The organism is Symbiopectobacterium sp. (assembly GCF_051710365.1).
GTDB lineage: Bacteria > Pseudomonadota > Gammaproteobacteria > Enterobacterales > Enterobacteriaceae > Symbiopectobacterium.
This window is the reverse complement of sequence record NZ_JBPETA010000357.1, coordinates 1-1,397: the sequence shown is the minus strand read 5'-3', so window position 1 is coordinate 1,397 and position 1,397 is coordinate 1. Positions and strand designations below refer to the sequence as shown.

Below are 1,397 nucleotides of genomic sequence, written 5' to 3'. Positions count from 1 at the left end.
TCAGCGCTGAAACGGGCAAAAAAGGCAAGGCGGGTAACAGCAAGGGCAGCGTGTTGTTCATCTGGCGACCGTGGCGCACAACCCCTAAAGGGATGACCGTGGTAAGCAAACACGCGCTGATTAACCGAATGTGGGGGTAGATATGGCGAATCTTGGAAAAGAAGCCAGAAATCGAGAGTGTCAGGTCAGGCTCCCGGGTATATGCAACGGCAACGCTGAAACAGTAGTGCTGGCGCATTATCGAATGTCGGGCATTTGCGGCACAGGAATGAAGCCTGACGACCTTTTTGGCGCATGGGCCTGTTCTGCCTGTCACGATGAAATCGACCGCCGCACGCGTATCACCGATGCCGACCATGCCCGGCTGCATCATCTGGAAGGCGTCATGCGCACACAGGCGATTTTACTGGCGCAGGGGAAGATTAAGCGATGACCGAATATCACCTGAAACTGCCGTGGCCACCATCGCTGAACACCTACTGGCGCCACGCACGGCAGAGACACTACATCAGCGAGAAAGGCAAAGAATACCGACAGAGAATCACCCAGATAATCCAGCAGCAACACCTCGATATCAACACTCCCGCAAGACTGAAAATTTCCATCATCGCCAACGCTCCAGACAAACGACGCCGTGACCTCGACAACCTGCAAAAGGCGGTTTTCGATGCGCTCACGCATGCGGGCTTCATGCTGGACGACGAACAGATAGACGATTTCAGGGTAAGGCGCGGGCAGCAAGAACGCGGGGGCAGTCTGGATATCGTCATCACTGAGTTGGAGGTGGCATGAGAAAGCGAGTGCAACTCACGGCGGAAGATATTCCGCTTATCCGGGCACTGCTGGACTCCGGTATGCCGGTGGCTGAGGTGGCGAGGAAATTCGAGACCAGCAAGCAGCATATCTACAGCATCCGGAACGGTAAAAACTGGGGGAGGGTGAAATGAGAGATATTCTATACCTGTTGACGGCATGGGGAAATTGGAGCGGCTCACGCATTGGCACCGAGTACAAGGCAGCATGGCCCCTCGCCACGGCAAGCAGTGATATCCGGCCCATGCTGTCTGATGCCGACGGTGAGATAGTTGACCGGGCGGTAGGGCGACTCAAGCACTTCGACCCGCTGGGCTACAATATCGTGGTGGCGTACTACAGGGCAGGGTGTCGTGCAGGGCGATAGGTGACGCTATGCAACCATATCGCCATCGTACTTATGTGAGCAAGGTGCTCGAAAGGGCTGAAGCCTACATTGCGGGCCGTGTGGCTGAACTTTTGGAGGCAGCTTGACAACACAAGCAGCTATCGGGATACTGAAGGCACTGAATACATAAGCGGTCTTCTGCACCCGATAGCCATGCGGCTTTTTTATGCCCGTAAAACGGCGTAATCACATCCGA

The 1,397-nt window shown here is 55.2% G+C and carries 4 protein-coding genes; all 4 read left to right on the top strand.

Going from position 1 to position 1,397, the window contains the following annotated elements; genetic code table 11:
• Nucleotides 1-142: 142 nt before the first annotated feature.
• From ACTBDZ_RS17840 to ACTBDZ_RS17825, 4 genes are read left to right on the top strand one after another with little or no spacing between them, the layout of a single operon-like run.
• Nucleotides 143-433 carry a DUF1364 domain-containing protein gene (locus ACTBDZ_RS17840; RefSeq protein WP_438816272.1) on the top strand — a complete coding sequence of 97 codons (291 nt, stop codon included), beginning with the start codon at nucleotides 143-145 and terminating at the stop codon, nucleotides 431-433.
• Complete coding sequence (locus tag ACTBDZ_RS17835) at nucleotides 430-792, top strand: RusA family crossover junction endodeoxyribonuclease (RefSeq protein WP_438816271.1); 363 nt, start codon at nucleotides 430-432, stop codon at nucleotides 790-792. The genes ACTBDZ_RS17840 and ACTBDZ_RS17835 overlap by 4 nt, the downstream gene beginning before the upstream one ends.
• Nucleotides 789-947, top strand: coding sequence for a helix-turn-helix domain-containing protein (locus tag ACTBDZ_RS17830; RefSeq protein WP_438816270.1), 159 nt, complete (start codon nucleotides 789-791; stop codon nucleotides 945-947). The genes ACTBDZ_RS17835 and ACTBDZ_RS17830 overlap by 4 nt, the downstream gene beginning before the upstream one ends.
• On the top strand, nucleotides 944-1,180 hold the full coding sequence (locus ACTBDZ_RS17825) for an antiterminator Q family protein (protein WP_438816269.1): 237 nt from the start codon (nucleotides 944-946) through the stop codon (nucleotides 1,178-1,180). Before ACTBDZ_RS17830 ends, ACTBDZ_RS17825 begins: the two co-directional genes overlap by 4 nt.
• Nucleotides 1,181-1,397 lie beyond the last annotated feature (217 nt).

Bases quoted from the DNA above. Each gene is read 5' to 3' on its own strand.
- ACTBDZ_RS17840 (WP_438816272.1), top strand. From the start codon at position 143: ATGGCGAATCTTGGAAAAGAAGCCAGAAATCGAGAGTGTCAGGTCAGG.
- ACTBDZ_RS17835 (WP_438816271.1), top strand. From the start codon at position 430: ATGACCGAATATCACCTGAAACTGCCGTGGCCACCATCGCTGAACACC.
- ACTBDZ_RS17830 (WP_438816270.1), top strand. From the start codon at position 789: ATGAGAAAGCGAGTGCAACTCACGGCGGAAGATATTCCGCTTATCCGG.
- ACTBDZ_RS17825 (WP_438816269.1), top strand. From the start codon at position 944: ATGAGAGATATTCTATACCTGTTGACGGCATGGGGAAATTGGAGCGGC.